Genomic DNA, 11,900 nt, shown 5'->3' with positions numbered 1-11,900 from the left:
CTTTTGTAATAAGGGTTGCGGCTAAATTAAAACCAAAATGGAACGTACAGTCATCGAGAAGTAGTCACAGATGACACATAGGGGAAAAACAGTGAATAAAACACAACTAGTAGAATCAATCGCAGAAAACGCAGACATCTCTAAAGCTTCAGCTGGTCGCGCTCTAGACGCTTTCATCGAAGCAGTTGGCACAACGCTACAATCAGGCGACCAAGTTGCACTTGTTGGCTTTGGTACTTTCAGTGTTCGTACTCGTGCTGCTCGTACAGGTCGTAACCCAAAAACTGGTGAAGAGATCCAAATCGCAGAAGCTAAAGTACCTGGCTTCAAAGCGGGTAAAGCACTTAAAGACGCATGTAACTAATTTTTGTTGCTGAAACCTCGAGTTTTGTGAGGGGAAGGCAGTAATATGCGTTTACTGTTTGAACAATGATGTTTCATTTTTAAACAGTATATGTGCAAAGCACATTGAACTTATTTAAATTATGCGCATCCTACTGATGCGCATTTCTTTTTCTGATAATATCGCGTGAATAGATTTTATTTTGAAGCCAATGCTTCATATCCGGAGAGCACTTAAATTATGATGGATCGATTACGCGAAGGCGTGAATAGCATCGCGGTAAAAATTATCCTTGGGTTGATTATCCTGTCATTCGTATTCGCAGGTGTAGGCAGCTACATCACCGGTGGCGGTAACAACGCAGCAGCTAAAGTTGGCAACACAGAAATTGCTCGTGGTGAGTTCGAACAAGCTTACCAAAACGAACGTAATCGTATGCAATCTCAACTTGGCGATTACTTCGCTCAAATGCTTGCAGACCCTGCATACGTAGAGTCTTTCCGTAAGTCAGTACTTGATCGCATGATCAACGATGTTCTACTTGAGCAGCAAGCTGAATCTTTAGGCCTACGAATCAGTGATTCTCAAATCCGTACCATGATTCTAGAAATGCCTCAGTTCCAAACGGCTGGTCAATTCGACCAAGAAGTTTACCAATCAGCACTACGTCGTGCAGGTTTCAGCGCAGAAAGCTTCGCTGAATACATGCGTCGTGACCTAATGCGTAATCAACTGGTTACTGCACTTCAAGGCAGTGAATTTGTTCTTCAAGGCGAAATCGATATTCAGAGCAAGCTTATTGCTCAAACTCGTGACATTCGCACAGTGACACTGTCTGTTGCTGACCTAGCGAAAAACATCGAGTTAACTGACGAGCAAATCGAACAGTACTACCAAGAGAACCCTACGGCTTACACTCGTCCAGAGCAGGCTAAAGTGTCTTACATCGAGCTTTCTGCTGAAGCGCTTAAATCGCAGCTTGAAGTTAGCGATGAGGAAGCTCAGAAATACTACCAAGAGCACCTAGACAAGTACTCTACTGAAGAGCAACGTAAAGTTAGCCACATCCTAGTTCAAGGTGATGACGAAGCGAAAGCACAGTCTATCTTAGACGAGCTAAATGCAGGCGCTGATTTTGCTACGCTAGCAGAAGAGAAGTCTGACGACTTCGGTAGTGCAGACGTTGGCGGTGACCTAGGTTGGATTGAACGTGACGTTATGGACCCAGCATTCGAAGACGCGGCTTTCGCTCTTGAGAATATTGGCGATACTACTGGCCTAGTTAAATCTGATTTCGGCTACCACATCATCAAATTAGACGAAGTAAAAGCGTCTCAAGCTCAGGCTTACACAGAAGTTGCTACTGATATTAAGCAAGAGCTACTAGACCAGCACGCTGTAGATCAGTTCTACGAACAGCAAACTGAGCTAGAAAAAGTAGCGTTTGAATTCCCAGATTCTCTAGATGACTCTGCAGAAGCTATCAACGCAAAGATCACAACAACAGATTTCATCTCGCAAGTTGACGCTCCAGAAGTTCTGATGGCGCCTGCAGTTATGCAAGCTATCTTGAGCCCTGAAGTGAAAGAAGACGGTCTGAACTCTGAAGTTATCGAAGTGGCTCCTGAGCACGTGATTGTTGTACGTGTAGAAGAGACTCGCGACGAAACAGTTCTTCCACTAGCTGAAGTGAAAGATCAAGTTGTCGCTGCACTGTCTGCTGTAAAAGCAGAGCAACAAGCGGTAGAGCTAGGTGTTTCTCTAGTGAACGAGCTTAAGCAAGGTAACGAAGCAGTACTTGCAGATAACAACCTTGAGTTCACTGAACTTGAAACGATTGACCGTAACTCGCCACTAGCGGCGTCTGTATTCGCTCTAGCGAAACCAGAAGCAGGTCAAGCTGTGTTCGGTCAGTCTAAAGACCAAGACGGTAACATCGTTGTTGTTGAGCTTTCTAAAGTAACGGCTGAAATCAACCCAGCTTACAGTACACAACTTGGTGCACAGTTAGAGCGTGTTGGTAACCAACAAGACCTTACTAATGTACTAAACGTACTGCGCAAAAACGCAGACGTTGAATACTACGTAGTGGGTCAAGGTCAGTAAGCGTTTGATTATCTCAGTAGCAATATCAACTTGATGATTGACTACTGAGAATCAACATATGATTGTTAGGCTCCAATTCAGATTTGTGAGCCAACAAACAAGCTGATGAAAATAAGATGTATAACGAAGCGGGTCACTTAGGTGACCCGCTTTATTTTTATCTGGTGATTGTGTTATCTAGCGCGGCAAATGCATAAGTTACGTTTTTTGAACAAAGGAACAATTTATGCGCACGATATATTCAACACTACTTCTTTCATTTCTGATGACCCTGAGCTCCCCTGCGCTTTCTGATAGCCCAACTAAAGCTGAGCTTTACGATGGCATTGAGATTACGGTCAACATCAATACCGCGACAGCAGAAGAGCTGTCAGCACTATTGGTTGGTGTGGGGGATAAGAAAGCCCAAGAGATCGTCGATTACAGAGATAAAAACGGTGTATTTATGACTGCTGATGATTTGGTGAGTGTCAAAGGGATAGGTGAAGCCACGGTTAAAAAGAACCGCGAAAGAATTCAGCTTTGATCCGTTTTTTTATTCATTAGAAATGAAACTACAGCCATGAAGCCCCCGGCCAGTGCACCTGCTCGGTGGGCTTCAATGGCGACACGCGCATTAATCAGTTCGCCTGTCGTGCTAGAAGGGCCAACAAGCTGCTCCCAAGCAATCTTTGCGACTAATCCGAACACTAACAGCCAACTAGATTTCCTACCGTTTAAAGCTTCTCTGAGCGCAAATAAGCCAAACAACCCATGCAAAGTGCCAGATAGGCCGACATAGATCTGAATAGTCGAAAGCAGCAGAGCGACTCCATTCACTAAGCTAATCACAAGCAAAGCAACCGCAAGCTGTTTTTTGCTCGGTTGAAACAGATAGCTGATGATCCACAAGCCTGCTAGATTCATCAGAAGGTGCGAGGTGTTGGTATGTGAAAAGTTTCCTGTTAGGATCCGCCACCATTGCCCTTCGGCAATCGCATTGCTATCCCAAACGACCCAAGCTTGTATTGGCTCAAATTGGAATAAGACGCATAAAAGTGAAGTGAAAATTAAAACAGGGTACACATTAAATCCATGTCTCGTTATTGCCCCCAATGCAGCAAGGCTTTGAAAGCTTGTATTTGTCAGTGGGTTACACCACTCGAATCGAATGTTGAGCTTATCATTCTTCAGCATCCATCAGAAGAGCATCGCCCGATGGGAACTGCGCGTATCCTCTCGTTATCTCTAAATAACAGCGTGACGCTTGTCGGTGAAGATTTTTCAGACAACGATCAATTGAACGCATTGCTGGCCGATGAACAGTATCAACATGTGATTTTATACCCAAGTGAAAACTCTGTTTCCGTTGAGTCGGCAACATGTCCAAGTAAGAAGTTGCGTGTAATTTTATTGGATGGGACGTGGAAGAAAGCATTCAAGATGTGGCAAGTATCGAGTAACTTGCATGCGTTGAACACGGTTCACTTGCCGAAAGATCTCAAGGGTAATTACCGAATTCGCAAAGCACCTAGTGAAAATAGCCTTTCTACCGTTGAAGCTGGCTATCATTTGCTTAGCTTGTTAGATAGTGATGGCGACTTTAGCCCTTTGCTAACGGCATTTGACCGAATGATTCAGTTTCAAATCAATCAAATGCCGCCGGGCGTGTTTGAGAAAAACTACTTAGATTAAGCTGTTTCAGTAAAGTGAGCCAGGAATTAAAACTCGGTATGAGCTGAGAACAGTTGCTGATGCATTTTCTGCGCAAGATCATCGGTCATTGATGAGATGTAATCTGCTATCACGCGCATCTTTTTTGATTCATCGTGATGCTGTTGCCATTGCTTCTTTATGGGCAGAGGCAACAAGCGTTCAGGATCGGCGCTGAATGCTTCAAACATATCCATGATGATCTGTTGGCCCTTGTATTCGATGACCTGAACTTGAGGGACTTGAATCACGAACTCGCTGACAAAGTGCTTCAGCTTATCGAGTGTGGCGTCCATGCTCGGTTCAAGCACGGCATTGTAAGCCAACAGCACATTCTCAAAGCTAGCATCTACCCGCTTAATCGAGATACTGGTCAACAGTGCGTTGACTATCCCACCAATCGCATCCTTTCGACGGTACTGCTCACCAGAGAACAGCATCTCTGTAATTGAATCTAAGTGCTCACAAATCCAAGGGTCAGCCATTTCTCTGAGCTGAGGGTATGCAGAATCGACCCATTGAGCTTTAGTCACTGAACCTAGCACAATCGCATCTTCCAAATCATGCACGCCATATGCGATGTCATCGGCCAACTCCATGATCGAACAATCAAGTGACTTATATTTGGTTTTGTTGTGCTCAAGTGGCTCGGTGTGCGACTTTCTTTTCTGTTTTAGAAGCTGTTGGTCGTTACTCGAAAGTGGCTCAAGTACCCAGTTGAATAACTCTTCATCGTGGTCATAAATGCCTTTTGCTGGCATCCAATCTCGCGCTCGAAGCTGTCGTTGGTGTTTAACAGGTTGAGATTGAGTCTTGGCTTGAACTTCGCTCAGTAGTGAAGGGTATTTAATCAGCCCCAACAAAGTGCGTCGAGATAGATTCATCCCGTGATGTTCAGTGTAAGGTTCTAATTGAGTGACAATGCGAAACGTTTGAGCATTGCCCTCAAAGCCGCCGTGGTCGCGCATCATGTAGTTGAGTGCGACTTCACCACCATGGCCATAAGGCGGGTGGCCGATGTCGTGAGCCAAGCACAGTGAATCAATCAAACTGTCTGAGGGTAGTAGGTCTCGAAACTCAGGCTGTTTTTTCTTCAGCTGGGCAACGATACCGGTACCAAGTTGGGCGGCCTCAAGAGAGTGAGTTAGACGAGTACGATGGAAATCATTGACCGTGGTGCCGTGCACTTGGGTTTTTGCTTGTAGGCGGCGAAAAGCAGCAGAGTGAAGCACTCGCGCACGGTCACGCTGATACGGACTACGGTGGTCATCACGCCTTATTTTATGTTCATCGTCATTTCGATGTTGCCATTCTTGTTCGAGTTCAAATGGTGGTTCGAGTAGAGAAGTCAAAATAGCACCTATCAATCTGATTTATTTAGCTAATTAAAAACAACTTATACCCAGCTAGCTTATCTCGTCTAGTGATAATTCAAAGCTTGGCGCAAATGTGGTGAGAAAGTAGTCCATTTCAGGGCTTTTACGCTGTTCGAGAGTCTCTTCCAACCTGCGCTTAGCTTGTTCGTATTCATGATTGCCCGCGCTGAGTTCTTCCAAGCATTTTAGGTAAGCACAGATGGTGTCGGCTTGCTTAACGATGTTTTGCTCTTCTTTATTTGCTGTTCCTGAAATTAGAAAGGGTGCGAAGTCGTCTTGGAACTCTTCAGGCAACATTGAAAGCAGTCTTTGCTCTGCTGCCGCTTCTATCTTCTTGTACTCTTGCGCAATGTCTGGATTGTAGTATTTGACCGGTGTCGGTAAATCCCCAGTTAACACCTCGCTAGTATCATGGTACATACCAAGCAGCGCAATGTGCTCAGGGTTGAGCTGACCATTAAACTTCTTATTTTTAATCAATGCCAAGGCATGTGCGACGAAAGCCACCTGTAGGCTATGTTCTGAAATGTTCTCGCTTGAGACTGAGCGCATCAAAGGCCAGCGTTGGATAAGCTTCATGCGCGCGAGATGGGCGAAGAAATGGCTCTGTTTCATAAATGTCCTTATAGTACCAATCGTAGTAAATAACTGGTCATCCTAGCTTGTTAAAAAACTCGATAACTATGTTAGAATTTTTGATTGTAGAATAACTACTTATCGAAAAATTCTGCCTTGTTCTCAAGCTTTTTCCCTACGCTATGTCTGAACACTTACTTACTGTGATTGGTATAAACAATACTCCACTCGTATCTTGTGTTTGCACAGGGATACGAGACAGCGGATACAAAAAAGGCTCCCAAGCAGGAGCCCTTTAAGCATAGAAGTGATTGATTACAAGTTAAAGTCTTTTAAAACAGCAAATTGTAGTCATCTTTCTTTGTGCCAATTAACCTTCGACGATGTCGTCTTGGCTGTAGGTCTGTAAGAAGCGCTCTAGACGACCAATCGCGATTTCTAGATCTTCGATGTGCGGTAGAGTCACGATGCGGAAGTGATCCGGCTTCGGCCAGTTGAAGCCAGTACCTTGAACTAGTAGCACCTTCTCTTGTTTAAGGAAATCGAGCACAAACTTCTGATCGTCTTTGATGTTGTACATGTTGGTGTCGATCTTAGGGAATAGGTACATCGCGCCTTTTGGTTTCACACAAGAAACGCCAGGGATCTTGTTGATCAGTTCCCATGCACGATCACGTTGTTCGAGTAGTCGACCACCAGGAAGAATCAATTCATTGATACTCTGATAACCACCCAGTGCCGTTTGGATGGCATGCTGCATCGGTACGTTGGCACATAAACGCATCGAGGCCAGCATTTCTAGCCCTTCAACGTAGCCTTTCGCTATGTGTTTCGGACCTGTTAAGAACATCCAACCACCACGGAAGCCGCATACACGGTAAGCTTTAGACAGGCCATTGAATGTGACCATTAATACATCTTCGGCAAGCGTTGCAACTGAAGTGTGTACCGCACCGTCGTAAAGTACTTTGTCGTAGATTTCATCAGCGAAGATGATCAAACCGTGCTCACGAGCAATCTCAACAACTTGTAACAGGAAATCACGGCTGTAAACCGCGCCTGTTGGGTTGTTTGGGTTGATAAGAACGATGCCGCGCGTCTTTGGTGAGATCTTCGCGCGCATGTCGTCTAAATCTGGATACCAATCAGCATCTTCATCACACATGTAGTGAACCGGTGTACCACCAGAAAGCGCAACAGACGCTGTCCATAGTGGGTAGTCCGGAGCGGGAACTAATATTTCATCACCATTATCCAGTAGCGCCTGCATAGACATAACGATAAGCTCTGATGCGCCGTTACCAATGTAAACGTCTTCTACATCAAGGTTACGTAGGCCTTTTTTCTGGTAGTGCTGAACAACCGCTTTGCGGGCTGAATAGATGCCTTTTGAGTCACAGTAACCCTGAGATGTCGGCAGGTTACGGATTACGTCAACAAGGATTTCATCAGGGGCGTCAAAACCAAATGGGGCGGGGTTACCAATATTAAGCTTCAGTATTTTATGCCCTTCTTCTTCCATGCGCTTAGCATGTTTGAGTACAGGCCCCCTGATTTCGTAGCATACGCTGTTGAGTTTTGACGACATCCCGATATTTTGCATTGCCGATTTCCTGAAATTAATTTAAATACTTTATTAAAGTACCGCAAAATGACGTTTGATAGAATAAAAATCTGATGAATGTCGAATTTCAGTGTCACGTTTGGTCTTTTTGTTGTCACTCATTTCTAAATTTTAATTAATCGCTTTTGTGGTTACTCGCTAAGATGAATAAAGGGATGGGATCGCTTAAAATCACAGGAATGTTCAAAAGATATAGTACATTCTTGATCTAAATGGGTACTGCCCATAAAGTATCAAACTAATATAATAATAATTTAGATGTGAACGAGGTCGATTTGTCACATTTCCAGCAAACTATCTCCGCTTTGATTGAGCGAGTACAAAATGCCCAAGCAAGCGAAGTTCGTTGTGTTGAAGTTCTAACGCAAAAACCATCGTTTGCATTTATTGAATGGCTTCATGCTCAACCGCTCTTTCCTAAGTTCTACTGGCAGTCGCGCGATACTCGTGAAGAGGTCGTTGCACTCGGTCAACTGCATACTTTCTCCGATCCCGCTCCGGCGTACGCTATTCTTGGCGAAGACCAACGAATTTGGGGCGGACGTTCGTTTGATGGACATACCGCAAAGAACCGTCGTTGTATGGAATCGTTTTTCTTCCTTCCTCAGGTTGAATTGATCCGTTTTGACAATACATGGTCACTAGCCGTTAATTTGTCTCCGGATCGCGTTGCCTCCATTAACGCTTTGAATAAGCTTTCTGTAGAAGCGGCGATATTGGCACCTTTGTCGGCTCACATTGAACAGATTGACCACGTTCCAGAACGAGAACAGTGGGGTAATTTGGTCGATAAAGTGCTTCAGGGCATTAGCGACGAAGAGTACAAGAAAGTTGTTTTAGCGCGTAAAACCACGTTGCAGCTTGATGCGCCAATCTGTGCGGCTCAATTACTTAAAGCCAGTTATCTGCAAAATCATCACAGTTTTCACTTTATGTTGGTGCTGGATTCGAAACACAGCTTTATCGGTTCGACGCCAGAGCGCTTGTATAGCCGACATGGTACTGAGCTTGATACCGAAGCGCTAGCGGGAACCATTGGTCGCGGGGAGAACGCAACCGAGGATATGGAGTTAGCCAACTGGCTTTCTCAAGACAGCAAGAACCTCAATGAAAACCAATATGTAGTCGACGATATCATTGAGCGCCTGACACCTCATTCCCAAACGGTGCATGTTGAAAAAGATGCCCGTCTTGTGCGTCTGCGTAAGGTGCAGCATTTGAAGCGCAATATTCACGCTCAACTTAAAAATGGTATCAACGGTGTTCAGTTGCTTGCAGCATTGCAGCCAACCGCTGCTGTAGCAGGTCTACCGCGTAAAGAGGCGATGGACTTTATTCTTGAACATGAACCGTTTGCACGAGGTTGGTATGCCGGTTCAGTCGGTTACATTAGCCATCAACGTGCGGAGTTCTGTGTGGCAATTCGAAGTGCATTGGTTGTAAACGATCAAGTACAGCTGTTTGCGGGCGCGGGGATCGTGCCGGGATCGGTTGCTGAGCATGAGTGGCAAGAATTGAACAAAAAAATGTCGACCTTACTGAGCTTAATTTCAGATCACCCACCGCTGGGTGTGGCATCATGAATCACGACCAAGCCGTATTGAATAGAGTTTGGTGTAACACGTTACTTGAAGAGTTAACACGCAGTGGTGTTGAGCATGTTTGTGTTGCGCCGGGCTCTCGCTCGACACCGTTAACTCTCGAAGCGGAAGCTAATCCCAAGTTAACCTTACACACGCACTTTGATGAGCGTGGTCTTGGATTCTTAGCTTTAGGTTTAGCTAAAGCCAGTGATAAGCCAGTTGCCGTGATTGTTACCTCTGGTACTGCTGTCGCTAACCTTCTTCCTGCGACCGCTGAATCGGGTTTGACACGAGAGAAGTTGATTCTACTGACTTCTGATCGACCCATCGACTTGGTTGGCTGTGGGGCCAATCAAGCGATTCAGCAACAGGGTATTTTTTCTTCCCATGTTGAAAGTGCTTTAAATCTACCCAGTCCAACCACACAGATTTCATTGAATTGGCTTCTGACATCCGTTGATAACGCGCTGGTAAAACAACGCAATGTTGGTGGTGCGATTCATATCAACTGTCCGTTCCCTGAGCCTCTATATTCTGCGAATAGCGCGGAAATGTATGCGGAATACACATCCAGTATCTCTGGGTGGAAGTCGGGAACAGGTTGTTACTGCCAAACGTTTTTACCTAATCAAGTGAATACACAACTGATTGCTCCAGGTGAGTATCTTGGACGTAAGGGTGTGGTTATTCTCGGTTCGATCGATATTGAACAGGCGAAAAAAGCTCAGCAGTTTGCTACGGCATTAGGCTGGCCAGTTTTTTGCGATCCTCAATCAGGTGTCACAAGTGATTGGAAGCATTATGATCTATGGATGCAGAGTGACGTAGCGAAAGAACAACTCAACCAGTGTGATTTCATTCTTCAGTTTGGTGAGCGCATTGTTTCTAAGCGATTAAACCAATGGATAAAGTCACAAGCGGCTTCGTTCAATTGCACGCAATATGTTGTGGTTTCACCTGATGCGCACCGTATAAACCAAGATCATCTGCCGCAAACTCATATTGTTGCCAATATCGAGTCATGGATCACCGAGCAACACCAGCCAATTTTGTTAGGCAAACATTCTGGTTGGGCGACGCCTTTAATCGAGGTCGCAAATACTGTTCAGCAGCTCGCCCTCGCGCAAATATCCAATAATGACCAACTGACGGAACTAAGTGTTGCCGTTGATTTGTCGACTAGACTTAAAGACAGAGAGTTGTTTGTGGGAAACAGCTTGATGGTAAGGCTGGTGGATATGTTGTCATCAATATCTGCGAATCAAGTTTACAGTAATCGTGGTGCATCGGGCATTGATGGCTTGGTGGCGACGGCTGCGGGCGTGATGAAAGCCAACCAGAATCCTTTGATGATGTTAATCGGTGATACTTCTCTACTGTACGACCTCAACTCGCTGGCTCTGCTGACTCATAATTTAACGCCAATGGTTATTGTTGTGACTAACAACGACGGTGGGGCGATCTTTGATTTGTTGCCGGTTCCTGAACAACAAAAACAGTCACTTTATCAAATGCCTCATGGTTTCAGCTTTGAACATGCTGCAGCGCAATTCCAGCTGGGATACGCTGCGCCAGAAACCTTGAACGGCTACCAAACCATTGTCGAACAACATTTCGAACAGGGTCAGGGTACCTTGCTCGTGGAAGTTAAGACGCCTCCCGAACAAGCGTCGACTCTGCTAAAACAATTCAGTTCAATGCTCACCGAGGCATTAGCCTAAGGACTTTACATGCTTTACTCCAATTATTACCCAGCGGTACAAAAATCTTCTGACAAACCTTTGCTTGTTTTTTTACATGGTTTACTCGGAAGCGGGGATGATTGGAGTGCATGTCATCCATTCCTCGAGGATTTTCCTCGTCTTTGCATAGATTTGCCCGGACACGGACAAAGCCGCTTTACTGATCCGGTAGGCTTTGACCATTGCTGCAATAAAATTGTCCAGTGCATCACATCTCAACTGGCGCTCAACAACCTTCCTGATAATTATCCTATCGTGATGATCGGCTACTCTATGGGGGGGAGGCTTGCTATGTATGGGGTGACAAGCCCTTGCTTCGAGACGCTTAACCTAGAGAAAGTCATCATTGAAGGTGGTAACTTTGGTTTGGAGTGCGATGAAGAGAGAGCACAAAGGTTAGTACATGATACGCAGTGGGCAGTTCGCTTTGCACAGCAGTCGATTGAAGATGTTTTAGACGATTGGTATCAACAAAGCATCTTTTCTTCACTAAATCATGAGCAAAGACAAACTTTGGTCATAAAGCGTAGTGGTAACCTTGGAGTATCCGTAGCAAATATGTTGTTATCTACATCGTTAGCTAAGCAACCAGATTTACGTGCCACATTGAAATCTCATGAGCATTTATTGCATTATGTATGTGGAGAAAAAGATCGTAAATTCATGGAGCTAGCTGAAAATAGTGGTTTTGAATATAGTCAGGTCGATCACGCTGGTCATAATGTTCATTTCGAGCAACCAGAGCTGTTTTCCAACCTGATAATTCAATGTATCGCCAGTCGTCGTTAATCTGACTGAGCGATTCTTTCGTATCAAGCACTATCAAAAGCAGAGCAACACCGTCACGACTATTCGTTA

General features: G+C 44.9%; 11 protein-coding genes. 7 read left to right on the top strand and 4 right to left on the bottom strand.

Translation table 11 applies throughout. From position 1 onward, the window contains the following. Window positions 1-70 precede the first annotated feature (70 nt). The 3 genes from K08M4_RS10375 to K08M4_RS10365 all read left to right on the top strand — a co-directional run bounded on the left by K08M4_RS10375 (window position 71) and on the right by K08M4_RS10365 (window position 2,975). On the top strand, window positions 71-364 hold the full coding sequence (locus K08M4_RS10375) for an HU family DNA-binding protein (protein WP_012604504.1): 294 nt from the start codon (window positions 71-73) through the stop codon (window positions 362-364). Between the two features lie 219 nt (window positions 365-583). Next, complete coding sequence (gene ppiD, locus K08M4_RS10370) at window positions 584-2,449, top strand: peptidylprolyl isomerase (RefSeq protein ID WP_086049806.1); 1,866 nt, start codon at window positions 584-586, stop codon at window positions 2,447-2,449. 226 nt (window positions 2,450-2,675) lie between these two features. Continuing rightward, on the top strand, window positions 2,676-2,975 hold the full coding sequence (locus tag K08M4_RS10365; RefSeq protein ID WP_086049805.1) for a ComEA family DNA-binding protein: 300 nt from the start codon (window positions 2,676-2,678) through the stop codon (window positions 2,973-2,975). Here K08M4_RS10365 and rrtA read toward each other — a convergent pair. Further along, entirely contained in the window at window positions 2,966-3,514 is a 549-nt protein-coding gene (rrtA, locus tag K08M4_RS10360; RefSeq protein WP_086049804.1) for a rhombosortase, read from the bottom strand. The two genes, K08M4_RS10365 and rrtA, sit on opposite strands and share 10 nt — an antisense overlap. Window positions 3,515-3,523: 9 nt before the next feature. Between rrtA and K08M4_RS10355 the strand changes: the two genes are divergently transcribed. Beyond that, window positions 3,524-4,123 (top strand): tRNA-uridine aminocarboxypropyltransferase, encoded by a 600-nt coding sequence (locus K08M4_RS10355; protein WP_086049803.1) that lies wholly within the window; start codon window positions 3,524-3,526, stop codon window positions 4,121-4,123. A 26-nt stretch (window positions 4,124-4,149) separates the two neighbouring features. Here K08M4_RS10355 and K08M4_RS10350 read toward each other — a convergent pair whose 3' ends face one another. From K08M4_RS10350 to K08M4_RS10335, 3 genes are all read right to left on the bottom strand, one after another. After that, entirely contained in the window at window positions 4,150-5,493 is a 1,344-nt protein-coding gene (locus K08M4_RS10350; protein WP_086049802.1) for an anti-phage deoxyguanosine triphosphatase, read from the bottom strand. A gap of 54 nt (window positions 5,494-5,547) precedes the next feature. Beyond that, window positions 5,548-6,132 (bottom strand): 5'-deoxynucleotidase, encoded by a 585-nt coding sequence (yfbR, locus tag K08M4_RS10345; RefSeq protein WP_086049801.1) that lies wholly within the window; start codon window positions 6,130-6,132, stop codon window positions 5,548-5,550. A gap of 331 nt (window positions 6,133-6,463) precedes the next feature. Beyond that, window positions 6,464-7,696 carry a pyridoxal phosphate-dependent aminotransferase gene (locus tag K08M4_RS10335; RefSeq protein ID WP_086049800.1) on the bottom strand — a complete coding sequence of 411 codons (1,233 nt, stop codon included), beginning with the start codon at window positions 7,694-7,696 and terminating at the stop codon, window positions 6,464-6,466. Window positions 7,697-7,992: 296 nt separating this feature from the next. Here K08M4_RS10335 and K08M4_RS10330 point away from each other — a divergent pair, with 296 nt between their 5' ends. From K08M4_RS10330 to menH, 3 genes are read left to right on the top strand one after another with little or no spacing between them, the layout of a single operon-like run. Further along, entirely contained in the window at window positions 7,993-9,300 is a 1,308-nt protein-coding gene (locus K08M4_RS10330) for an isochorismate synthase (RefSeq protein ID WP_086049799.1), read from the top strand. Then, complete coding sequence (menD, locus tag K08M4_RS10325) at window positions 9,297-11,021, top strand: 2-succinyl-5-enolpyruvyl-6-hydroxy-3-cyclohexene-1-carboxylic-acid synthase (RefSeq protein WP_086049798.1); 1,725 nt, start codon at window positions 9,297-9,299, stop codon at window positions 11,019-11,021. The genes K08M4_RS10330 and menD overlap by 4 nt, the downstream gene beginning before the upstream one ends. 9 nt (window positions 11,022-11,030) lie before the next feature. After that, window positions 11,031-11,831, top strand: a complete 801-nt coding sequence (menH, locus tag K08M4_RS10320) for a 2-succinyl-6-hydroxy-2,4-cyclohexadiene-1-carboxylate synthase (RefSeq protein WP_086049797.1) — start codon at window positions 11,031-11,033, stop codon at window positions 11,829-11,831. Window positions 11,832-11,900: the final 69 nt, after the last annotated feature.

The organism is Vibrio syngnathi, from assembly GCF_002119525.1.
Lineage (GTDB): Bacteria > Pseudomonadota > Gammaproteobacteria > Enterobacterales > Vibrionaceae > Vibrio > Vibrio syngnathi.
Note: the sequence above shows the minus strand (reverse complement) of the source record. Positions and strands in the feature narration are given on the sequence as shown.

Bases quoted from the DNA above. Each gene is read 5' to 3' on its own strand.
- K08M4_RS10365 (WP_086049805.1), top strand. From the start codon at position 2,676: ATGCGCACGATATATTCAACACTACTTCTTTCATTTCTGATGACCCTG.
- ppiD (WP_086049806.1), top strand. From the start codon at position 584: ATGATGGATCGATTACGCGAAGGCGTGAATAGCATCGCGGTAAAAATT.
- K08M4_RS10375 (WP_012604504.1), top strand. From the start codon at position 71: ATGACACATAGGGGAAAAACAGTGAATAAAACACAACTAGTAGAATCA.
- yfbR (WP_086049801.1), bottom strand. From the start codon at position 6,132: ATGAAACAGAGCCATTTCTTCGCCCATCTCGCGCGCATGAAGCTTATC.
- K08M4_RS10355 (WP_086049803.1), top strand. From the start codon at position 3,524: ATGTCTCGTTATTGCCCCCAATGCAGCAAGGCTTTGAAAGCTTGTATT.
- K08M4_RS10335 (WP_086049800.1), bottom strand. From the start codon at position 7,696: ATGCAAAATATCGGGATGTCGTCAAAACTCAACAGCGTATGCTACGAA.
- menH (WP_086049797.1), top strand. From the start codon at position 11,031: ATGCTTTACTCCAATTATTACCCAGCGGTACAAAAATCTTCTGACAAA.
- menD (WP_086049798.1), top strand. From the start codon at position 9,297: ATGAATCACGACCAAGCCGTATTGAATAGAGTTTGGTGTAACACGTTA.